Genomic DNA, 21,944 nt, shown 5'->3' with positions numbered 1-21,944 from the left:
ATTGCGCTGGTGCGCCTTGCGCGCGTCACACGCCTCGCTTTGCTTGACTTGCACGCGCTCTTCTCAGCTTAATCGCACGAAGCGGAAATGCGCCTAGCGCCTTAACGCAAAACGATAAAATCAATCCGGGAGAGAACCTGTGGATTTCTCATTGCCAGCCGATCTCGTCGCCTATCTCGGAGAGCTCGATCGTTTCATCGAACACGAGATCAAGCCGCTGGAAGAGGCCGACGACAACATCCGCTTCTTCGATCATCGCCGCGAATGGGCGCGCACCGATTTCGAGAATGGCGGCCTGCCGCGGCATGAATGGGAGGCTTTGCTGCGCAAGGCGAAAGATCTCGCCGACGCGGCCGGTCATCTGCGCTTTCCGGTGCCGAGGCAATATGGCGGCAAGGATGGCTCCAATCTCTGGATGGCCGTGATCCGCGAGCATTTTGCCGCAAAGGGTCTCGGCCTGCACAACGATCTGCAGAACGAGCATTCCATCGTCGGCAACTTCCCCGTCGTCACCATGCTCGATCGCTATGGCCGCGACGATCAGAAGGCGATGATCGACGGCTCGATCAGGGGCAAGTACCGCATCACGTTCGGCCTGACCGAGCCGCATCACGGCTCCGACGCCACCCACATGGAGACGCGCGCGGTGCCCGCCACCCGCGACAACGTCAAGGGCTGGATCATCAACGGCGAGAAGATGTGGACCACAGGCATGCACGTCGCGACGCATTGTGCGCTGTTTGCGCGCACTGGCGGCAATGACGGCGACGCCCGCGGCATCACCTGCTTCCTGGTGCCGGCCAAGAGCCCTGGCGTCAAGGTCGAGGAATATATGTGGACCTTCAACATGCCGACCGACCACCCCCGCGTCAGCTTTACCGACGTGTTCGTGCCTGAGGATGCGCTGTTCGGCGAGGTCGGCCGCGGCCTGTCGCTGGCGCAGTGTTTCGTGCATCAGAACCGTATCCGCCAAGCTGCGAGCTCGCTGGGCGCGGCGGTCTATTGCATCAACGAGAGTGTGAAATACGCGCGCGAGCGCAAGCCGTTCGGACGGGCGCTCGCCGAGAACCAGGCGATCCAGTTCCCGCTGGTCGAGCTTGCGACGCAGGCCGAGATGCTGCGCCTTCTGATCCGCAAGACCGCCTGGGAGATGGACCAGCTCACCGAGGAGCAGATCGAGCGCACGCTCTCGGATCGCGTCTCGATGTGCAACTACTGGGCAAACCGCCTCGCTTGCGAATCCGCCGACCGCGCCATGCAGGTCCACGGCGGCATGGGCTACTCACGCCACAAGCCGTTCGAGCACATCTACCGCCACCACCGCAGGTATCGTATCACGGAGGGCAGCGAAGAGATCCAGATGCGCAAGGTGGCGGGATTCCTGTTCGGTTATATGGGGCCGGGGAAGCATTGAGGCTTGCACTGCAATCGTAGGGTGGGCAAAGCGGAAGCGTGCCCACCACACCTTGAATACGGAACGAGATCGTGGGCACGGCGCTTTGCGCCTTTGCCCACCCTACGGCACCGCGGATCAATTCACCCGTCGATCCTTCCCCGCCCAATACGGCTCGCGCAACTGCCGCCGCAGGATCTTGCCGCTCGGATTCCGCGGCAGGGCCGGCAGGAACTCAACGCTCTTCGGCGTCTTGTAGCCGGCGATGCGCGTCCGGGTGAAGTTGATGATGTCGGTGACGCTCGCCTCTTTGCCCGGCTTCATCACCACGACGGCCTTCACCGCCTCGCCCCATTTGTCGTCGGGCACGCCGATCACCGCGGCTTCGGCCACATCCGGGTGATCGCACAGCGCGCTCTCGACCTCGGCGGGGTAGATGTTCTCGCCGCCCGAGATGATCATGTCCTTGATGCGGTCGTGGATGTAGAGATAGCCGTCCTCGTCCATATAGCCGGCATCGCCGGTGCGCAGCCAGCCGTCGGAACGAAGCGTCGCGGCGGTCGCCTCCGGTAAATTCCAGTAGCCCGCCATGTTGGAGCCCGAGCGCGTCGCGATCTCGCCGACCTCTCGTGGCGGCAACGGCTTGCCGTCGAGGTCGAGGATTGCGATTTCGATACCCGGCAGCGTCTTGCCCGCCGAGCGCATCCGCTCCAGCCCTTCGACGTGATCCTCCGGCGGCAGCGCGACGATGGTGCCGGTGGTCTCGGTCATCCCATACAGCTGCACGAAGCCGCATTTGAAAACCCCGATGCACTCCTTCAGCAGCGCCGCCGGTATGGGCGAGGCGCCATAGAGCATGTATTTCAGCCGCGAGAAATCGACCGTCCTGGCGCGTGGCTGCCGCACCACGAATTGCATCGCCGCCGGCACCATGAACAGCTTTGTGATGCCCGACTGCTCGAAGAAATCCAGAATCTTGGTCGGATCGAATTCGCGCGCGATCACGCCGCGGGCGCCGTGATATAGGCCCATCACACCCCAGCCGGAACCGCCGATGTGGAAGACCGGCATCGCCACCAGCGAGACGTCGTCGGTCGACCACCGGTTCCACTCCGGCTTGTCCTCGGCATTGCCCGATTGCACCAGGTTGAGGAAGTTGGCGTGGCTCAGCATCGCGCCCTTCGGCTTGCCCGTGGTGCCCGAGGTGTAGAGCTGGATCGCGATGTCGCGCGTCGCGATCGGCACCCCGGGATCGTCGCCGCTCTGCGCATCGCGCCAGGCCGGAAAATCCTGCCATTCCGGCGCGCCGCCTTCGGTGGTGATGACAGTGCGCACGCCCGGCAGCCGGTCCCTGATCTGGCGGACCTGCGTGATGAACTCCGGCCCGACGAACAGCACCGCGGCCTTGCAATCGTCCACGATGAAGGCGACCTCGGGCCCCGCGAGACGCCAGTTCACCGGCGCCATCACCACGCCCGCCTTCATCGCGCCCATCAGCAGCTCGAAATAGAGGTCGCTGTTCTTGCCGAGATAGGCGATGCGGTCGCCCTTGTTGACGCCCATCGCAATCAGCGCGTTGGCGACCTTGTTGGTCCTCGCGTCGAATTCGGCAAAGCTGGTGGTGCGGCCCTCGAACTCGTAGGCGATGGCGTTGCCGCGGCTTTTAGCGCGCTCGCGCACCATGTCGGCGAGAGTTGTCAATGGTTGTGTGGACATGTTTCTCCCGTGGAGTCTTGTTCTTATGCCGCGGAGTTTGGCGTCATCCGCGGGTGAAGACAAGATGGGGCCCGGCTGTCGTCCCGGACAAGCGCGCCTCAAGCGCGCGTAGATCCGGGATCCATAGCCACAGGGAGAAGTTTTGCGAAGACTCGGAGTTACCGTCTCGCGCCACAACTCCTCCCTGTGGTTATGGGTCCCCGCGGTCGCGGGGACGACAGGTGAGGGTGGGGCGAAGACGTCAGCCCCTTACATGCCTCCGCATTCGCGCCAGACAACTACCCCCGCTTCGCCCGGTCCTTCTCGTTCTGCGCCATGATGCTCTCCCGCGCGGTTTTCCAGTCGTCGTCGCTCCAGTCGCGGAGCTGGTAGAAATTGCCACCCATGGCGAGCGCCTGCGCGCCATCCATGGCGATGGTCTCGCCGTTGATCCAGTCGCAGCCGCCGGAGATCAGGAACACCGCGACGTTCTGCAGTTCCTCCATGGTGCCGACGCGGCCCATCGGGTTCATCGCCTTGGTGCGTGCGCCGGCCTCGTCACCCGGCTTGATGCGCTTGCTCATGCCCTCGGTCGGGATCTCGCCGGGCGCGATGGTGTTGAGGCGGATGCCGTAGCGGCCCCATTCGGCCGCGAGCGACATCGTCATGGCATGGATCGCCGACTTGCTCATCGCCGACGGCACCACGTAGGGCGAGCCGTTGCGCACCCAGGTCGTGGTAATCGACACCACGTTGCCGGGCTGCTTGGCCGCGATCCAGCGCTTGCCGATCGCCTGCGTCACGTAGAACGTACCGTGCATGACGATGTTGGCGACGGCGTCGAAGCCGCGCGGCGACAGCTCCTCGCTGCGCGAGATGAAATTGCCGGCGGCGTTGTTGATGAGGTCGGTCAGCGGCGCGTCGCGGAAGATGGTCTCCACCATCTCCTCGACCGCGAGTGCGTTGCGGATGTCGACGCCGTGACTGGTGACGCGGCCGCCATACAGATCCATCAGCTCGGTCGCGGTCTCGTCGCATACGATCTTGCGCCGGCCGCAGATGTGCACCTCGGCGCCGAGCTGGAGGAAGCGGGCCGCCATCGATTTGCCGAGCCCAGTACCGCCGCCGGTCACGAGAATGCGCCGTCCGGCCAGAAGATTTTCCTTGAACATGGCTGTTTCTCCCGTACGGAATGTCAGTTAATTGGTCGATTGACTAAATCCGGCCGCCGGCGTCCTGTAAAGCGGCACTGAACAAGAACAGGCAAGAACCAGGGGAGAATTGATCCATGGAAGAGCGCGTCTCGATCTCGATCTCGGAAGGCGTCGCCGACGTGCGCTTGGTGCGCGCCGACAAGATGAATGCGCTGGATCAGGCGATGTTCGAGGCCCTTGTCGCCGCAACCGACCGGCTTTCGAAGGACAAGAGCGTGCGCGCTGTGGTCCTTTCCGGCGAGGGCCGCGCCTTCTGTGCCGGTCTCGACATGGGGCGTTTTGCCGCCATGAAGGAGAAGGGCGGCAATGGAATTCCGGGTGGCGAAAATCGCGATCTCACCAAGCGGACCCACGGCCAGGCGAATTTTCCGCAGCAGGCGGTGTGGGGCTGGCGCCAGCTTCCGGTTCCCGTGATCGCGGCCGTGCACGGCGTCGCCTTCGGCGGCGGCTTCCAGCTGTCACTCGGCGCCGACATGCGCTTCCTCTCCGCGGACGCGCGGATGTCTATCATGGAGATCAAATGGGGTCTTGTGCCTGACATGGCGGGCACGCCGATCCTTGCGAGCCTCGTGCGCGACGACATCCTGCGCGACCTCACTTATACCGGCCGCATCTTCTCCGCGCAGGAGGCGATGACATACGGCCTCGCCACGCGCATCTGCGACGACCCGCGCGCGGCGGCGCTCGAAGTCGCGCGCGAGATCGCGGGAAAAAGCCCCGATGCGATCCGCGCGGCCAAGCGGCTGCTGAACAATCTCTCGGTCGATCCAGGTCCGGCACTGCTGGCGGAGTCGGTCGAGCAGCAGAAGCTGATCGGCAGCGCGAACCAGACCGAAGCGGTGCGCTCCAATCTGGAGAAGCGCGCGGCGAAGTATGCGGATTAGCTCGGTCCTCATCCCGAGGAGCCGCGCAGCGGCGTCTCGAGGGATGGGCCACGGGCTCTCATGGTTCGAGACGGCGCTTCGCGCCTCCTCACCATGAGGGGCAACTCCAGCAAAAAGAAAAACAACAATGAGCGAAACGTCTGACTTCCTCGGCATCGTCTCCGGCGACCGGCGCCGCAGCCACACTGAGGTCGGAGCCCGCGCAGACCGCATCGCCTCCGGCCTCGCCAGAATCGGCGTCCGCCAAGGCGATTGCGTCTGCATGCTGATGCGCAACGACATCGCCTTTCTGGAGGCCGCATACGCCGCGATGCGCCTCGGGGCCTATGGCGTTCCGATCAACTGGCACTTCAAGCCGGAAGAGATCACCTACATCCTGAACGACACCGGCACGTCCGTGCTGATCGGGCACGCCGACATGCTGCATGCCCTGCGCGATGCGATCCCTGAGGGCGTCACCGTGCTCAGCGTGCCGACGCCGCCGGAGATCCTGTCCAACTACAGGATCAATCCCGATCATCTGAAGACGCCGGACTTCGCGATCGATTTCGAACCCTGGCTCGCGCAATTCCAGCCCTATGACGGCCCCGTTGTGCCGCAGCCGATGAACATGATCTACACCTCGGGAACTACAGGCCACCCCAAGGGCGTACGCCGCAACGCTCCGACGCCGGAGCAGCAGGCGGCGGGCGAGCGCATGCGCGCGATGATTTATGGGCTCAAGCCCGGCGCCCGCGCGATCCTGCCGGGCCCGCTGTATCATTCCGCGCCGAACTCGTTCGGCATCCGCGCCGGCAAGCTCGGCGGCGCGCTGGTGCTGATGCCGCACTTCGAGGCCGAAGAATTCCTTGAACTGATTGACCACTACAAAATCGACACCATCTTCATGGTACCGACCATGTTCATCCGCCTGATGAAGCTGCCGGAGGCGGTGCGCAAGAAGTACGACGTCTCCTCGCTGCGCCACGTCATCCACGCCGCCGCGCCGTGCCCGGCCGACGTCAAGCGCGCCATGATCGAATGGTGGGGGCCGGTGATCTACGAATTCTACGGCTCGACCGAGTCCAGCGCGGTGACGTTCGCGACCTCCGAGGACGCGCTGAAGAAGCCCGGCACTGTCGGCAAAATCTCGCCCGGTGCGGAGCTGCGCTTCCTCGGTGAGGACGGCCGCGTGCTCGGGGTGGGCGAGATCGGCGAGATCTATTCCCGCATGGCCGCGCTTGCCGATTTCACCTACCACAACAAGCCGGAGAAGCGCTCGGAGATCGACCGCGACGGCTTCATCACCTCAGGCGACGTCGGTTACATCGACGAGGACGGCTACGTCTTCATCTGCGACCGCAAGCGCGACATGGTGATCTCGGGCGGCGTCAACATCTACCCGGCCGAGATCGAATCGGTGCTGCACGCTGTCCCCGGCGTGCATGATTGCGCGGTGTTCGGCATCCCTGACGCCGAATTCGGCGAGGCGCTGATGGCCGTGGTGGAGCCGCAAGCCGGCGTCGCGCTCGCAGCCGCCGACGTCCGCGCCGCGCTGAAGGCGCATCTGGCCGATTACAAAGTTCCAAAACACATCGAGATCCGCAGCGGCCTGCCGCGCGAAGATTCCGGCAAGATCTTCAAGCGCCGCCTCCGCGATCCCTATTGGGAGCAGGCGGGGCGGAAGATCTGAGGCGGTGCCGTAGGGTGGGCAAAGCGACTGGTCCGCCGTAGCTCGAAGAGCGAAGGCGGAAGCGTGCCCACGTTCTGAATGTGATCCGGAAAGATTGGTGGGCACGGCGCAAACGCGCCTTTGCCCACCCTACGAGATCAGGGACAAGGAAACATCTGTCATGACCGACGCCGCCAACGAAGTCCTCTACACCGTCGCCGACCACATCGCGACCATCACCCTGAACGCGCCGGAGCGCATGAACACCATCTCCGGTCCGATGCTGAACGACCTCGCGCGCCTTTTGACCGAGGCCAACGAGGACAAGAATGTCCGCGTCGTCATCCTCACCGGCAAGGGCAAGGCGTTCTGCGCCGGCCTTGATCTGCGCAAGGAGCGCGACGGCAACGGCCTCAGCGCGGCGTCCTCGCCGACCACGATCAACCTGCGCAACACGCCGCCGACGGTATTGCAGGCGATGGACAAGCCGACCATCTGCGCCGTCAACGGCGGCGCGGCCGGCTATGGCATGGATACCGCGCTTGGGTGCGACATCCGCATCATGGCTGAGTCCTCGAAGCTCGCGGCCGCCTTCGTCAAGCGCGGCGTGGTGCCGGAATCCGGCGGCACATGGCTGCTGCCGCGCATGCTCGGCTGGGCCAAGGCGGCCGAGCTGATCTTCACCGGTCGCACGCTGAGCGCGCGCGAGTGCCTGGAATGGGGCCTTGCGAATGAGGTCGTGCCGGATGCCGAGCTGATGACCCGCGCCACGGCCATCGCCCGTGAGATCGCCGCCAACGCGCCGCTGGCGGTGCAGGCCTCCAAGCGCATGATGCGGATGGGTCTGAACGAGAATTTCCACGGCCACGTCCACCACGTCTATCTCCAGCTCCTGCCGCTGTTCAAAACCCAGGACATGGCCGAGGGCATGAAGGCGTTCATGGAGAAGCGCGAGCCGAAATTCGAGGGGCGGTAGCCGGGGGCGTCTGGTACGCGTTGGAGTAGCAATCATCGAGCGGCTCGGCTAGGTTGGCGTTCCCACGCCAATCCCCTGCGATCATCCATGCCCTCATACCGTGCCGGTTTCTTCGAAGTCCCCCATGCCGCCGTCTACGTGCTGATGACGGTGACGGTCCTCGCATCGGGGTTCTGTTTCATCCAGGCGGGCGGTCCGGCGGCGCCGGCGGAGCTGCTGTATCGCTACGGCGGCATGTATGCGACCGCGATCGCGCGGCACGAATACTGGCGCCTCGTCGCCTATGGCTTCCTGCACGTCAATTTCGTCCACCTCACCATGAACATGCTGTGCCTGGTGCTGTGGGGCGCACATCTCGAGCGGCGGGTCGGGCCGGCCTATTTCCTTGTCATCTACCTGTGCGCGATGGTGTTCGGCGCCGTCATCGGCAATGGCATCCATTCGACGCCGTATTTGACGGTCGGCGCGTCCGGCGCCACCTCGGGCATCCTCGGAGCGCTGCTCTGCCTGTGGATCCTCGGCAAGCTCGACCTCAGGTTCGACTTCTTCGCGATCAATATCGGATTGAACATCGCGTTTGCGCTCGGCAATTCGCGGATCGACTGGGGCGTGCATCTCGGTGGTTTTGCGGCCGGGCTGATCGCCTGCGCAGTGCTGGACCTGATCGAGAAAGCGAATGTGTGGGTGCTTCGCTGCAAATTTCCCGAAGCCGTGAAGGTCAATCTGACACTGCTCGGGTGCGTCGTTGCGCTGTGGGCCTGGAGCGGTCAGGCCCAGGCGATCGCAGCCGGGGGTTCTGGATGGGTCCCGGCTCTCGTCGCCGTGGTCGCGTATTGCGCCGTCGTGAAGACGATTGATCTCGCACTCTCCGTCAGGAAGGGCCTTGCGATCGTCGTGGCGATTTTGGCCGGTGTGAACGCGGCCGCCGTGATGCTGTCCGGTTGGGCCCTGGCATCGTCTTGCAGCCCGCGCTGGCCCACCGGGTCTGTCCCGCTCGACAACTTACTCGCCACATTCTGCCCTAGTCCTGTTGTCATCTCGGGGCTGGCCGCGATCGGCGCCGCCGCGCTGACGCTTTGGCTCTGCTCAAAGGAGATCTCGCGCGGGATCGAGGATGTTGGGTTTGTCGGCACATCGCTGCGCGCCGAACGCAGCCGGCGTCACGGATTATGAGCTTGGAGGGGAGGGACATCGGGGCCGTCTTAGCAGAGACAGATTTCATGCCTATATGCACGGGATCATCCACCTCCGGATCATCCCATGACCCCCGTTTCCATGCTGCTCAACATCCTCTGGATCCTCTTCGGCGGCGCCTGGATGGCGTTCGGCTGGGTGATCGCCGCGGTCATCATGGCGATCACCATCATCGGCCTGCCCTGGGCGCGGGCAGCGTTCAACATCGCCGTCTACACGCTGTTGCCGTTCGGCTCGCGGGCGGTCAGCCGCTACGACGTGACCGGTGTCGAGGATATCGGCACCGGCCCGCTCGGCGTGATCGGCAACATCATCTGGTTCGTGCTCGCCGGCTGGTGGCTGGCGCTCGGCCACTTATTGACCGCACTGGCGCTCGCGATCACCATCATCGGCATCCCCTTCGCCTGGGCCCATCTCAAGCTCGCAGGCATCGCGCTGTGGCCGATCGGCAAGGTAATCGTGCCGGCTTGAGGCGTAGGATGGGTTTCGCAAGTGCACCCCATCCTGCGCGCTGCGGACATCAATGAGCATGCTCGCTCAGGGACGAACGCGAATGATCGTATTTCCCTTGCGTCGCCCGGTCGGATTTAAGGCGGCGACCGCATCGTCGAAGGTCGAGACCTTGCCGATGTTCGTCCGCAGTCGTCCGTCCCGCGCCCGCTGGACGATCTCACTGAGTTGGGCGCGATCCGCCTCGACGACGAAGTCGACCGCCAATCCATCGGAGGGCCGCGCCTCGGCCGGCCCGACGATGGTCACCAATGTTCCTCCGGCTCGAATGCGTTCTACCGACCGCTTCTGTATGTCACCGCCGATGACATCGAACACCAGATCGACCTTGCCGACGTCTTGCAGCGAGTCTTTGTCGAGGTCGACGAACTCGTTTGCGCCCAAATCGAGCACCGTCTGACGGTCAGCGGCGCGTCCGGTGCCGATGACGTAGGCGCCGGCCTCTCGTGCGAGTTGCGTCACCATCGACCCGACTGCGCCGGCCGCGCCGTGTGCCAGGATGCTCTGCCCCGATTTGAGACGGCCATGCTGGAACAGCCCTTGCCATGCGGTCAGCCCCGAGATCGGCAGGCTCGCCCCCACTGTGAACTCGACGTCGCCCGGCAGCGGCGCAAGATTGCGCGCCTCGATCGCCACATACTCGGCCAGCGTGCCGTCGCGATACCAGTCCGCCAGGCCGAACACCCGCTGTCCTAACACCAGCCCTGTCGTTCCATAGCCAAGAGCAGTGACCACTCCGGCCAGCTCGTGTCCAGGGATCGATGGTGTTCGGTCGCGATCGAGGCGATCAGTCCAGGTCGAAGGCCACGTCAGCTCAGTCGGGACAAATCCCGACGCATGAACCTGAACCACGACGTCGTTTATCGCAGCCTGCGGCTCGGGCCGGTCCACCAGCTTCATCCCCGCCGTTCCCGCGGCCTGTTCCGTTACAACGATCGCCTTCATTGGATTGTCTCCTCAGTCATTGTCTCTTGACCCAATGGTTGCAGTCAGTGTGAGCCGCGACGGCTATCCACAAACTGCCAGACAGTGTGGAAGTGTCCGCGGTCTGCATTGACACGGGCTCCCACTGAGACTGCCGATCGGGATCGCTTCGTTCGTGGTACTAGCAGTTAGATGCGTCACGCCTGGTGATGAGACCAGTACCAAGATTGCAAAATTCGGCTGTACCAAGGGCCATTGAGACGGCGAACAGATTGAGTTCGCAGGATGGCGCGGCCGTTGTCTTCATTTTCCGATAACGGTGCCAGAGCTGACAACCCTATCCAGGCCCAGCTCGACGTCCAGGCAGTTGCTGACCGGAATTCCTGGCGGTCGATGGCAACGGGCGGCCTTTCGGCCGCACAATGTTTCTTGTGATCAAGAGGGGATCGTCGCCACATTGCGCAATGCAGACGGACCCAGCCCGTAGGATAGGGAGAGCGCCAGCGAAACCCATCAATCACTCCGCCTGTGACGAAGCAGGATGGCCTTCGCAAGTGCTCAACCCATCCTAGGTGCCGACGTCACTTTTCGAGTTCGACGATTTCGAAGGACGGCTCAACGCCGGAAAGTACGTCCATGCAGCCCCACCCGGTGATAAACTGGTAATGTTGCACAGGACGATGAACCTTCTTCCATGTCGCCGACTGCGCATCGGCGAACACGGCACCGTCGACGCGGTAGGCGAAATGTCGGGGAACGAGACCTTCGTTTCTCGTGGGCTGTTCTTCAGTACTGAGCGGCATCTCGTCCAAAAGACGCACGATGGTCGCGCCATCGAAGCGAACGCGAAGGCTTCGCTTTTCAGTCGCAGGCAGCAGAAAGTCCGCCACCAGGCATTCTACCTCCCACCTGATGGAGAGAAGGTCGCTCTCGTCGCAGTCAAACGTTACGCCTGCATCGATGGGAGAATACTTCGGCATGGCCTGGTTCAGAGCGTAAGCGAAACCCATCGAGCTCCGCCGACGACGCAACATGATGGGTTTCGCAAGGCTCAACCCGTCCTACGCGCTAGCAGACGCGAAGCCGATCATCAAAGCTTAGGCAATACGCCTTCGCGTGTAGAAAAGTACCAAGGCGAAGATTGAGTACGCAAGACCAAACCCCGCCATTACAATGAAATAAAGCAGCGCCGTGAAGGTGTTTGTCGGCTCGCTCGCTGCGTCCGGGTCTATTCTGCCCCATAGACTAACGAACGTGGGCAAGGCCGCTAACAAACATCCGAAAACGCAGAGGTGGATGATCCATCGCCTGCCTTGCGCCCGCAGGGCAAATACTCCACCCACAATTGTCACGAAAATGGGGGCTAGCCAGCTCCAACCGAAGATAATCAAGAAGAAGTCCGCCATTAGCCGAACTGCACATTGTGAATGTGAATGGCGTGCCATGTCGTTGTTATCTGCGTCTTTACGTTCATGACGGCCGTTCAATTGACTATCCTTATCATATTCCTCGGGGTGCCCGTCGGGCAAAACACGCCACATGCAGGTCAAGCGCTGGCGCTGCAAAATATTCTGATTGACCGAATTCGTTGTTTCGGCTAAACCGCATTCCATCCCGGCCCGTCAAAGGGGCGTTTCGCGATCGTCACGATACGTAGGCCGGGATGCGATGGACGCGGCAGCGCCGGCGCGTGAGGTGATGGCAGGGCGGGCAAATCCCGTGAGCCGTTGCGATCCGCGGCACGACACGGCGCGGTCACAGCGTTTCTTTTCGGCGTCGGGGGCGAGCACGCGCGAGCTTCCGGCTGTCCGGGGAGGGACGTCCGCGGACGGCAAAAGCGTGTGGTCCTGACGCCCGCAGTCTGGCGTCAAGGCTTGCGGTGGTGAGGCGCCCCGACCGGGTGCGCGCACCGATCATCTGCAAGACGACGGGGGCAATAGTGCAACGCTCCCCGGGGAGAGCGCGCCATAAGCCGTAAAACCATTGCGCAGGGAAGGCCGGGATGTCCCGGCGTCACCTGTGGTCACCCCGCGTGCGTCTTGTCGCGTGCGGACCTTCGGGTGCCAGCCGGCGCCCGGCCTTCCCTGCGCCCTTTGTTCTCGACGAGGGCGAAACGGACAGCAAAGCTCGGGCGGAATACGCCGCGAGGAGGCGAAGGCGTGCTTATCGGTACAAAGAGAAAGCCTCGTGCCCCGGACGCAGCGAGCGCGACGCGTCTTCGCGGCGTGGTGCGCTGCTGAGCCGGGGCCCAGAAGGCGGCAGGGACGGTGTGGCTTTTGGGGTCCCGGCTCTGCGCAGCAACGCTTGAGCGTTGCAGGCGCGTCCGGGACACGAGCGTGGCCGCCAGTTTGCACCGCCTCCAACTTCGTCTTGCACTGCGGTAGAAAAATATCGCACACTCCGCTGGGCCGAGGAGCCCAGGAAGCTCTTCAAGGGAGCTCTTGAAGAGGAGCGAGCCATGTCCCTCCAGACCATATCATCCGACGGCGCTGAACATCGCGCCAATCGCCCTGAGGACGCCCAGGCGCTGGAGGCCGATGCGCGGCTGCGGGACGACATCCGCCTGCTCGGGCGCATCCTCGGCGACACCGTGCGCGATCAGGAGGGCGCCGATGTGTTCGATCTGGTCGAGCGCATCCGGCAGACCTCGATCCGGTTCCACCGCGACGAGGACCGGCTCGCCCGCCGCGAGCTCGAGCAGATCCTCGACAGCATGTCGACCTCCGAGACGGTGCGGATCGTCCGCGCCTTCAGCTATTTCTCCCACCTCGCCAACATCGCCGAGGATCAGAACAACATCCGCCAGATGCGCGCCCGCAGCGCTGCGAAGAACGGCGGCTCCGGCGTGCTGGCGGAAACGCTCGCCCATGCCCGGGACGCCGGCATCAAGCCCGATCAACTCCGCAGCTTCTTCAAGTCCGCGCTGGTGAGCCCGGTCCTGACCGCGCATCCGACCGAGGTGCGCCGCAAGAGCACGATGGACCGCGAGATGGAGGTCGCAGGCCTGCTCGACCGCCGCGAGCGCGTCGCGCTGACCGCGGAGGAGGCCGATGCCAGCGACGAGCAGCTTCGCCGCGAGGTGCTGACGCTGTGGCAGACCAATCTGCTCCGCCGGACCAAGCTCAACGTGCTCGACGAGGTCGCCAACGGCCTGTCATTCTACGATTACACCTTCCTGCGCGAGGTGCCGCGGCTGGTCAACGCGCTGGAGGACCGGCTGGAGGAGGGCGGCGAGCAGGCCGCCTCCGAGCTCGCCTCGTTCCTGCGGATGGGCAGCTGGATCGGCGGCGACCGCGACGGCAATCCCTTCGTCACTGCCGACGTGATGCGCGGCACGCTGCGTCTGCAGTCGAGCCGGGTGATGCAGTTTTATCTGAACGAGCTGCACGTGCTCGGCTCGGAATTGTCGATCGCGGCGCATCTTGCCGACGTCTCGGAAGAGCTGCGCAACCTGGCGGAGCGCTCGCCGGATACCTCGCCGCACCGGAGTGGCGAGCCTTATCGTCTGGCGGTCTCCGGCATCTACGCGCGCCTGACCGCGACGGCCGAAAAGCTCGCAGTCGAGATCACGCGCCGGCCGGTCGGCAAGGGTGCGCCATATGCGAGCGTGAAGGAGCTGCAGGCCGATCTCGACGTGCTGCACCGCTCGCTGATCTCCAACAATGCCCGCGTCATCGCCCGCGGCCGGCTGCGGCTGCTGCGGCGCGCGGTGGACTGCTTCGGCTTCCACCTGGCGCGGCTCGACATCCGCCAGAACTCGGCGGTACACGAACGCACCATCGCCGAGCTGATGGACGCCGCCAATCCCGGCATGTCCTATCTCGCGCTCGGCGAAGAGGCGCGCATCTCGCTGCTCACCAACGAGCTGCGCTCGACGCGCGCGCTGGTCTCGCCCTTCGTCAAGTACAGCGACGAGACCATGGGCGAGCTCAACGTCTTCCATGCCGCCGCTGAAGCGCATGCGATGTTCGGTTCGGACGCCATTCCCCAATGCATCATCTCGATGTGCAAGGGCATGTCCGACATGCTCGAGGTCGCGGTGCTGCTAAAAGAGGTCGGCCTCGTCCATCCCTCCGGGCGCAGCGCCATCAACATCGTGCCGCTGTTCGAGACCATCGAGGATCTGCAGGCCTCCAGCGGCATCATGGATCGCATGCTGTCGCTGCACGATTACCGCCGCCTCGTCGACAGCCGCGGCAGCGTGCAGGAGGTCATGCTCGGCTATTCCGACAGCAACAAGGACGGCGGCTTCGTCACTTCGGGCTGGGAGCTCTACAAGGCCGAGATCGGTCTCGTCGACGTGTTCGAGCGGCATCACGTTCGGCTGCGCCTGTTCCACGGCCGCGGCGGCTCGGTCGGCCGCGGCGGCGGTCCCAGCTATGACGCCATCATCGCGCAGCCCGGCGGCGCGGTGAACGGCCAGATCCGCATCACCGAGCAGGGCGAGATCATCTCGTCGAAATATTCCAACGCCGAAGTCGGCCGCAACAATCTGGAGATTCTCGCCGCCGCAACGCTTGAGGCGAGCCTGCTCAATCCGCGCCAGAGCGCGCCGCGCCGCGAATATCTGACAGCGATGGACGAATTGTCGAACCTCGCCTTCAAAGCCTATCGCGGCCTCGTCTACGAGACCGACGGCTTCGTCGATTATTTCTGGTCCTCGACCGTCATCAACGAGATCGCGACGCTCAACATCGGCAGCCGTCCGGCCTCGCGCAAGAAGACGCGCGCGATCGAGGACCTGCGCGCGATTCCCTGGGTGTTCTCCTGGGCGCAATGCCGCCTGATGTTGCCGGGCTGGTACGGCTTTGGCAGCGCGGTCGAGCAGTGGATCGCGGAGCATCCGCAACAGGGCATGCCGTTCCTGAAGGAGCTCTACAGGGAATGGCCGTTCTTCCGCATGCTGCTCTCGAACATGGACATGGTGCTCGCCAAAAGCTCGATCGCGATCGCCTCGCGCTATGCCGAGCTGGTGCCGGACGAAGCCCTGCGCGAGAAGATATTCGGCCGCATCCGCCGCGAATGGCATTCCTGCATCGAGACGCTGCTCGACATCATGGGGCAGGACCGCTTGCTGCAGGGCAATCCGCTGCTGGAGCGCTCCGTGCGCCACCGCTTCCCCTATCTCGATCCGCTCAACCACGTGCAGGTCGAGCTGTTGAAGGAGCACCGCGCGCAGAACCCGGACGAGCAGGTCCTGCGCGGGATTCAGCTGACCATCAATGGGATTTCGGCGGGGCTGCGGAATACGGGGTAAATGCGAATGACGAATAGGGAGTAGCGAATGGATTCTATTCGCCATTCGCCACCCACCATTCGCCTATCTCAACAGAAATGCGCGCCCTGCGTCTCCACATAGACCGCGTACAGCGACTGGCTCGCGGTCATGAACAGGCGGTTGCGCTTCTTGCCGCCGAAGCAGACATTGGCGCAGGTCTCGGGCAGCAGGATCTGTCCGATGCGCGCGCCGTCGTTCGGCGCGAACACCTGCACGCCGTCATAGCCGGGACCGACCCAGCCGGCGCCGACCCAGATGTTGCCCTCGGTGTCGACCCGCAATCCGTCGGGGAAGCCCGACTTGCCGTCGAGCGTCATGTCGATCAGCTTCTTCGGGTTCGACAGTTTGGCGCCGTCGATGTCGTAGGACCACACCACGTTCTTGGCCTCAGGGTAATGCGTGATGCCGGTGTCGCAGACATAGAGCTTCTTGTAGTCGTGGCTGAAGGCGATGCCGTTCGGCTTGAACGGCTCGTCCGCGACCTTCGCCACCTGTCCAGTCTGGGCGTCTATGCGATAGACGGCTTCCTTCTGGTGCGGCTGCAGCGAGCCGGTATTGGCCAGCTTGCCCTCGTAGATGCTGATCGCGCCGTAGCCGGGATCGGTGAACCAGATCGACTTGTCGTTGGGATGCACCACCATGTCGTTCGGGCCGTTGAGCGGCTTGCCGCCGGCCTGCTCGGCCAGCGCCGTCACGGAGCCGTCGTGCTCGTAGCGGACGAGGCGCGTGCGCTCGGCGCTGAGTTGGCGTCCCTCGGTGTCGAACGAATTGCCATTGGCCTCGTTCGACGGCTTGTGGAACTGCTCGGAGATATGGCCGTCGTCGTCGAGGTAGCGCAGCTGCCGGTTGGCGGGGATGTCGCTCCAGACCAGATATTGTCCCTGCGCATTCCAGGCCGGCCCTTCCGCCCACAGGCAGCCGGTGTAGAGCCGCTTGATCGCGGTGTTGCCGACCTTGGCCTTGAAGCGCTTGGGGTCGATGGCGATGATGTCGGGGTCGGGATAGCGCTGCGGCTCGGCATTGGCGCCGAAGTCGCGGGCGTCGGCTCGCGAGGCGAGGACAGTGGATGCGGCGAGAGCCGCCGTGCCTTTGAGCAGGGTGCGGCGGCCGAGGCCGCCCGTTACAGAGGTGTCGTCGGAGTTGGTCAGTGTTCTTGTCATGGTTTCCTCCCAAAGTTGCGTTGGGAGGCCACCATTCGCCCGCAATCGGGCGTAAACCGGGGCGATCTCCGGCCGAGACAACCGGAGATCGCAGGGCAGGGATGCCGGAAATGCGGCTAGACGGGATCCCAGGTGAAAATGTCGGCGGAGCGGTCGAGCTCGTAGAACGAGCCCTTCAGCGCCGGCATGCCATGTTCCGCGATCGACTGCGGCGTCCAGCCTTCGCTCCGCTGCACCGAGCGGATCGGACGGTTCTGGCTGAACAGGAAGATCTCGTTCATGCGCACGCCAAAGATCTGCCCGGTGACGTCCTTGGCGGCATCGGAGATCAGATAGCCGCAGAGCGGGGCGATCTTTTCCGGTCCCATCTGCTTGATCTTCTCGACCCGCGCCTTCTCGGCTTCAGTCTCGGTCGGAATGGTGCCGATCATGCGCGTCCAGGCGAACGGCGAGACGCAGTTGGAGCGGACATTGAAACGGCCCATGTCGAGTGCGATGGATTTGGAGAGGCCGACGATGCCGAGCTTGGCGGCGGCGTAGTTGGCCTGGCCGAAATTACCGATCAGGCCGGAGGTCGAGGTGAAGTGCACGAAGGAGCCCGACTCCTGCTCGCGGAAGATTCGCGCGGCGGCGTGGCTGACGTAGAACGAGCCCATCAGATGCACCTTGATGACGGCCTCGAACGCCTCCACGCTCATCTTGTGGAAGATCATGTCACGCAGGATGCCGGCATTGTTGACGACGCCGTCGAGCCGGCCGAAATGATCGGTCGCGGTCTTCACGATCTTGCTGGCGGGGATCGCTTCAGCCACCGACTCGAAATTGGCAACCGCGGTGCCGCCGCGCTTCTTGATTTCCTCGACCACCTCCTCGGCGGGCGCCGCGTTCGAACCCGCGCCGTCCGAGGCTCCACCGGGATCGTTGACCACGACCTTGGCGCCTTCCGCCGCACAAAGCAGCGCGATCTCGCGACCGATGCCGCGGCCAGCGCCGGTGACGATGATGACCTTGTCCTGCAGTGATTTAGTCATGGGATGCCTCCTGTTGTGCCCGTCATTCCGGGATGGTGCGAAGCACCAGACCCGGAATCTCGAGATTCCGGGTCGCGCTGCGCGCGCCCGGAATGACGGTGCCTTACCTCTCGTTCGTAAACACGATCGTGCCACTTGCCGCGAACATGCCGCCGACGCCGTGGCACACCGAAATCTTCGCATTCGGCACCTGCGCCGGCGCGATGCCGCGCATCTGCCGCACGCTCTCCTGCAGCGCGTACATGCCGTACATGCCCGAATGCATGTAGCTCAATCCGCCGCCATTGGTGTTGAGCGGCAACTTGCCGCCCGGACGCGTGTTGCCGTCGGCAATGAACTTGCCGGTCTCCTCGTGCGGCATGAAGCCGAGATCGCCGAGGCCGAACAGCGGCAGATGCGCGAACGCATCGTAGATCATGAGATGATCGACGTCCTTGTGGGCAATGCCGGCTTCCCTGAAGGCCAGCGGCCCCGCGGTCTTGAACGCGCGCGAGGAGTTGAAGGTCTCCATCTGGCTGACCATCGGCGTCTCCACGCTCTCGCCGGTGCCCATGATGTAGACGGGCTTGCGCGGAAAATCCCTGGCGCGATCGGCCGAGGTCAGGATCAGCCCGCCGCCGCCGTCGGTGACGAGGCAGCATTGCAGCAGGCGGAACGGATAGGCGATCATGCGCGAATTGAGCACGTCGGCGACCGTGATCGGATCCTTCATCATCGCGCGCGGATTCTTCGCCGCCCATTCCCGCTGCACGACCGCGACGGCGGCGAGCTGCTCGTGCGTGATGCCGTAGGTCTTCATGAAACGCAGCACGGGGATCGGGAACATGCTCGGCGGCCCGTAGACCCCGAACGGCGCCTCGAACTGGCCTTGCAGGCTGTCGGCGGGGATTGAGCGCGGCGCCTTGCCGATCATCGACTTGCCGCTCTCGGCGTGCGTGATCAGCACGGTCTTGCACAGGCCCGCCTCAATCGCCGCCGCGGCATGCCGAACGTGCAGCATGAAGGAGCAGCCGCCGACCGAGGTGCCGTCCACCCAGGTCGGCTTGATGCCGAGATAGTGGCAGACCTGCTGGGGCGTCTCGACCGCGGTGGCAAAACCGTCGATGTCGGAGAGCTTCAGTCCGGCATCGGCGATGGCGTTGAGCGCCGCATCCGCGTGCAGCTGGAGCTGCGAGGCGTTCGGGATGACACCGAGCTCGGTGGTCTCGGCCGCGCCGGCGATGGCAACCTGGTTTCTGCGCATGGTCTACCCCTTCGCCGGACGAAACACGGGGAGGGTGATCTTGTCGTCGAGTGCCTGGAAGGCGACCTCGAGCTTCATGTCGAGCTCGAGCGCCTCGGGCGTCTGCGGACAGTCGATGATGTTGCTCATCATCCGCGGTCCCTCGGCAAGCTCCACCACTGCGATCGCATAAGGCGGCGTGAAGCCGGGCGCGGCTGGGCGGTGGTTGATCACGTAGCTGTAGAGGAAGCCTTTGCCGCTCGCCTTGAAGATGCTGACCTTGCGCGAGGCGCAGGATGGGCAGAACGGGCGCGGCGGGAAGTAGACATGCGCGCAGGCGTCGCAGCGCTGCAGGCGCAATTCGCCCGCCTTCGTGCCGTCCCAGAAATGCTGGGTCTCCGGCGTCGGTTTCGGTCGCGCCCGTTGCGGTTCGGCCATGTCGGAACGCCCTCCCAGAAAGCAAATCTTGATAGGGTGGGCTTCACGCCCGCCCATTTCGATCTTGATGCGACAATCGACCATGGGGCGTCAACGGTCCAGCAATACGCATGCATGCCATCATGCGCACAATGCTTGTGTCGAACTGAGGCAGCGCTATAGATTGCGCGCGACAATATTCCGTGAGACAGACATGCCCGAATTTCCGACGCTGGCGAAGCTCGCCGAAGACCTCGAAAGCGGCCGCACCACCGCCCGCAAGCTGGTCGAAGCCTGCATCGCCAGGATCGCCGATCCCGCCGGGGAGGGCCAGCGCACCTTCCTCCATGTCGACAAGGACGCCGCGCTCGCCGCGGCCGACGCGATGGACGGCTTGCGCAAGGCCAAGGCGGCGCCATCGCGGTATGCCGGCATCCCGATCTCGATCAAGGATCTGTTCGACATCAAGGGCCAGGTGACGCGCGCCGGGTCGCGCGCGCTCGACGATTCGCCGCCGGCCGAGCAGGATGCGGCGACGGTGGCGCGGCTGCGCAGGGCCGGCTTCGTCGTGATCGGGCGCACCAACATGACCGAGTTCGCCTATTCCGGCATCGGCATCAATCCGCATTACGGCACGCCGAAGGGGGCCTGGAACAGGGCCGAAGGCCACGTGCCGGGCGGCTCCTCCGCGGGCGCGGCGGTGTCCGTGCTCGACGGCATGGCACACGGCGCGCTCGGCACCGACACCGGCGGCTCCTGCCGGATTCCGGCCGCCTTCAACGGCATCGTCGGCTACAAGCCGACGCAGCGGCGCGTGCCGCTCGATGGCTCCGTGCCGCTGTCGTTCTCGCTCGACAGCATCGGGCCTCTGGCACGATCGGTCAGTTGCTGTGCCATACTCGACGCCGTGCTCGCGAACGAGCCGATCGCCCCGCTGAAGCCGCGTCCGATCCAGGGCATGCGACTGGCGGTGCCGACCACGATCGCGCTCGACGACCTCGACGCTGAGGTGGCCGAGACGTTCGAACGCGCCCTGAAAACGCTTTCCGATCACGGCGCCATCATCGAGCGCATCGAGATGGCGGAGTTTCATGACATTGGCCCGATGAACGCCAAGGGCGGCTTTGCCGCGTCCGAGAGCTACGCCTGGCACCGCTATCTCATCACCTCCAAGGGCGATGTTTATGATCCCCGTGTCTCTGTCCGCATCATGCGCGGCGAGGCGCAGAGCGCGGCCGATTACATCGATCTCCTCAACGAGCGTCGCTCGCTGATCGCCCGCGTCAACGCGCGCATTGCGCCCTATGATGCGCTGGTGCTGCCGACCACGCCCAACACGCCGCCGAAGATCGCCGACCTTGCCGATGACAAGGCATTCACGCGCGAGAACATCCGCGCACTGCGCAACTGCAGCCTGATCAACATGATCGACGGCTGCGCCATCTCGCTGCCGGCACATCGCCAGGGCGACGTCCCGGTCGGCCTGATGCTGGCGGGCGCGGGCGGAACGGACCATCGTATTTTCGAACTTGCTGCCGGCATGGAGGCCGTCATTCGTGTTTGACCTGACTTTCACCGTCGATGCCCAGGACACCACCACGCCGCTGACGCTCGCGATCGATCAGATGGTCATCGCCGGCTGGACCGGCCGCGACCCCGTTGCGCGCGACAAGCACATCGCCGAGCTGCAGGAGGTGGGCATCGCCCCGCCGGCCTCGACGCCGATCTACTACCGTGCCTCGGCGCGGCGGCTGACCCAGGAAGACAGCATCGAATGCACCGGCGGGGATTCCTCCGGCGAGGTCGAGTTCGTGCTGATCGGCTGGCAGGGCCGCATCTTCGTCGGCTGCGGCTCCGACCACACCGACCGCAAGGTCGAGGCCTACAACGTCACCGTGTCCAAGCAGATGTGCGACAAACCGATCGCCGCCACGCTGTGGGAGCTGGAAGACGTCATCGGCCACTGGGACAGGATGATCCTGCGCTCCTACGCCACGATCAAGGGCGAGCGAGTGCTCTACCAGGAGGGCACGCTGGACGCGATGCTGCCGGTGAAGGATCTCATCGCGCGCGGCTTCGAAGGAGGAAAATTCCCCGACGGTTGCGCCATGTTCGGCGGCACGTTTGCAGCCAAGGGCGGCATCCGCCCGGCGGAGCGCTTCGATTTCGAGCTGGAAGACCCCGTGCTGAAGCGGACGATCAGGCATGGCTATGACGTGGCGACGTTGCCGGTGAGAGGCTAGCTCCACAAGCGATGGTCCCGTAGGGTGGGCAAAGCGACTTGTCCGCCATAGCTCGAAGAGCGACGGCGGAAGCGTGCCCACGTCTTGCGAAGACGTGGGCACGGCGCAAGGGCGCCTTTGCCCACCCTACGAAACTGGTCTGCTTGATTTCC

18 protein-coding genes are annotated in these 21,944 nt (G+C 64.2%); 9 read left to right on the top strand and 9 right to left on the bottom strand.

The window, feature by feature from the left end; all coding sequences use genetic code 11:
• The first annotated feature begins 139 nt into the window (after nucleotides 1-139).
• Nucleotides 140-1,414 (top strand): acyl-CoA dehydrogenase family protein, encoded by a 1,275-nt coding sequence (locus GGD62_RS19405; protein ID WP_183237319.1) that lies wholly within the window; start codon nucleotides 140-142, stop codon nucleotides 1,412-1,414.
• Between the two features lie 117 nt (nucleotides 1,415-1,531).
• Here GGD62_RS19405 and GGD62_RS19400 read toward each other — a convergent pair whose 3' ends face one another.
• Both GGD62_RS19400 and GGD62_RS19395 read right to left on the bottom strand, forming a co-directional pair.
• Complete coding sequence (locus tag GGD62_RS19400; RefSeq protein WP_183709604.1) at nucleotides 1,532-3,109, bottom strand: fatty acid--CoA ligase; 1,578 nt, start codon at nucleotides 3,107-3,109, stop codon at nucleotides 1,532-1,534.
• Between the two features lie 278 nt (nucleotides 3,110-3,387).
• Nucleotides 3,388-4,260 carry an SDR family oxidoreductase gene (locus tag GGD62_RS19395; protein WP_018315642.1) on the bottom strand — a complete coding sequence of 291 codons (873 nt, stop codon included), beginning with the start codon at nucleotides 4,258-4,260 and terminating at the stop codon, nucleotides 3,388-3,390.
• A 116-nt stretch (nucleotides 4,261-4,376) separates the two neighbouring features.
• On the opposite strand from GGD62_RS19395, the gene GGD62_RS19390 reads away from it, so the two are divergent.
• The 5 genes from GGD62_RS19390 (at nucleotide 4,377) to GGD62_RS19370 (ending at nucleotide 9,478) form a co-directional block, all read left to right on the top strand.
• Nucleotides 4,377-5,186, top strand: coding sequence for a crotonase/enoyl-CoA hydratase family protein (locus tag GGD62_RS19390; RefSeq protein ID WP_092259438.1), 810 nt, complete (start codon nucleotides 4,377-4,379; stop codon nucleotides 5,184-5,186).
• A gap of 127 nt (nucleotides 5,187-5,313) precedes the next feature.
• Nucleotides 5,314-6,858 (top strand): acyl-CoA synthetase, encoded by a 1,545-nt coding sequence (locus GGD62_RS19385; RefSeq protein WP_183709602.1) that lies wholly within the window; start codon nucleotides 5,314-5,316, stop codon nucleotides 6,856-6,858.
• A gap of 160 nt (nucleotides 6,859-7,018) precedes the next feature.
• A complete protein-coding gene (locus tag GGD62_RS19380) occupies nucleotides 7,019-7,813 on the top strand; it encodes an enoyl-CoA hydratase/isomerase family protein (protein WP_183709600.1) in 795 nt (264 codons plus the stop codon).
• An 87-nt stretch (nucleotides 7,814-7,900) separates the two neighbouring features.
• Entirely contained in the window at nucleotides 7,901-8,986 is a 1,086-nt protein-coding gene (locus GGD62_RS19375) for a rhomboid family intramembrane serine protease (protein WP_183709598.1), read from the top strand.
• A gap of 87 nt (nucleotides 8,987-9,073) precedes the next feature.
• A complete protein-coding gene (locus tag GGD62_RS19370; RefSeq protein ID WP_018315647.1) occupies nucleotides 9,074-9,478 on the top strand; it encodes a YccF domain-containing protein in 405 nt (134 codons plus the stop codon).
• 66 nt (nucleotides 9,479-9,544) lie between these two features.
• Here GGD62_RS19370 and GGD62_RS19365 read toward each other — a convergent pair whose 3' ends face one another.
• The 3 genes from GGD62_RS19365 to GGD62_RS19355 all read right to left on the bottom strand — a co-directional run bounded on the left by GGD62_RS19365 (nucleotide 9,545) and on the right by GGD62_RS19355 (nucleotide 12,054).
• The gene (locus GGD62_RS19365; RefSeq protein ID WP_179740078.1) at nucleotides 9,545-10,462 is read right to left on the bottom strand and encodes an NADP-dependent oxidoreductase; all 918 of its coding nucleotides are present in this window, start codon (nucleotides 10,460-10,462) and stop codon (nucleotides 9,545-9,547) included.
• Between the two features lie 560 nt (nucleotides 10,463-11,022).
• Nucleotides 11,023-11,451, bottom strand: coding sequence for a hypothetical protein (locus GGD62_RS19360; RefSeq protein WP_183709595.1), 429 nt, complete (start codon nucleotides 11,449-11,451; stop codon nucleotides 11,023-11,025).
• An 87-nt stretch (nucleotides 11,452-11,538) separates the two neighbouring features.
• Nucleotides 11,539-12,054 (bottom strand): hypothetical protein, encoded by a 516-nt coding sequence (locus tag GGD62_RS19355; protein ID WP_183709593.1) that lies wholly within the window; start codon nucleotides 12,052-12,054, stop codon nucleotides 11,539-11,541.
• A gap of 845 nt (nucleotides 12,055-12,899) precedes the next feature.
• On the opposite strand from GGD62_RS19355, the gene ppc reads away from it, so the two are divergent.
• Entirely contained in the window at nucleotides 12,900-15,698 is a 2,799-nt protein-coding gene (gene ppc / locus GGD62_RS19350) for a phosphoenolpyruvate carboxylase (protein ID WP_183709591.1), read from the top strand.
• A gap of 68 nt (nucleotides 15,699-15,766) precedes the next feature.
• Here ppc and GGD62_RS19345 read toward each other — a convergent pair whose 3' ends face one another.
• The 4 genes from GGD62_RS19345 to GGD62_RS19330 form a co-directional block, all read right to left on the bottom strand.
• Nucleotides 15,767-16,879: an SMP-30/gluconolactonase/LRE family protein gene (locus GGD62_RS19345; protein WP_092259407.1), complete on the bottom strand. Its 1,113-nt coding sequence runs from the start codon at nucleotides 16,877-16,879 to the stop codon at nucleotides 15,767-15,769.
• 116 nt (nucleotides 16,880-16,995) lie between these two features.
• The gene (locus GGD62_RS19340; protein ID WP_018315654.1) at nucleotides 16,996-17,910 is read right to left on the bottom strand and encodes an SDR family oxidoreductase; all 915 of its coding nucleotides are present in this window, start codon (nucleotides 17,908-17,910) and stop codon (nucleotides 16,996-16,998) included.
• A 103-nt stretch (nucleotides 17,911-18,013) separates the two neighbouring features.
• On the bottom strand, nucleotides 18,014-19,153 hold the full coding sequence (locus tag GGD62_RS19335; protein WP_183709589.1) for a thiolase C-terminal domain-containing protein: 1,140 nt from the start codon (nucleotides 19,151-19,153) through the stop codon (nucleotides 18,014-18,016).
• Nucleotides 19,154-19,156: 3 nt separating this feature from the next.
• Nucleotides 19,157-19,570, bottom strand: a complete 414-nt coding sequence (locus GGD62_RS19330; protein WP_038957112.1) for a Zn-ribbon domain-containing OB-fold protein — start codon at nucleotides 19,568-19,570, stop codon at nucleotides 19,157-19,159.
• Nucleotides 19,571-19,763: 193 nt separating this feature from the next.
• Here GGD62_RS19330 and GGD62_RS19325 point away from each other — a divergent pair, with 193 nt between their 5' ends.
• Nucleotides 19,764-21,113, top strand: coding sequence for an amidase (locus GGD62_RS19325; protein WP_183709587.1), 1,350 nt, complete (start codon nucleotides 19,764-19,766; stop codon nucleotides 21,111-21,113).
• On the top strand, nucleotides 21,106-21,792 hold the full coding sequence (locus GGD62_RS19320) for a DUF2848 domain-containing protein (protein ID WP_183709585.1): 687 nt from the start codon (nucleotides 21,106-21,108) through the stop codon (nucleotides 21,790-21,792). Before GGD62_RS19325 ends, GGD62_RS19320 begins: the two co-directional genes overlap by 8 nt.
• Nucleotides 21,793-21,944: the final 152 nt, after the last annotated feature.

The sequence above is a fragment of the Bradyrhizobium sp. ERR14 genome (assembly GCF_014198235.1).
Classification (GTDB): domain Bacteria; phylum Pseudomonadota; class Alphaproteobacteria; order Rhizobiales; family Xanthobacteraceae; genus Bradyrhizobium.
This window is presented reverse-complemented; position numbering and strand designations above follow the sequence as displayed.